1 protein-coding gene is annotated in these 357 nt (G+C 71.1%); it reads left to right on the forward strand.

Going from position 1 to position 357, the window contains the following annotated elements:
* The coding region (locus tag AC1DKD_RS42565) for an alpha-L-rhamnosidase C-terminal domain-containing protein (protein WP_477144913.1) at positions 1-345 on the forward strand (345 nt) is incomplete at its 5' end.
* Positions 346-357: the final 12 nt, after the last annotated feature.

The raw sequence follows: 357 nt of genomic DNA on the forward strand, positions 1-357 counted from the left end.
GAAATGACCAGCTTCAACCACTACGCCCTGGGCGCGGTGGCGGACTGGATGCACAAGGCCATCGGCGGCATCCGGCCGGTGGAACCCGGTTATGCCCGCGTGCTCATCCAGCCGCAGCCGGGGGAGGGGATCAGCTGGGCCAGGACGTCCCTGAAGACCCCGCACGGCGAGGTCCGAGTGGCATGGACGTCCGACGACGGGGAGTTCCGGCTCGAGGCGACCGTCCCCGCCGGGGTGGCGGCCGACGTCGTGCTTCCGGACGGCGCGCGGCACACGGTTGAGGGCGGGGAGCACCACTTCGCCGGCGTGCCGGCACCTGCGCTCGATTACCAGGCAAGCCGCTGATAGGCCCACAGG

The sequence above is a fragment of the Cupriavidus sp. 05T313 genome (assembly GCF_056396665.1).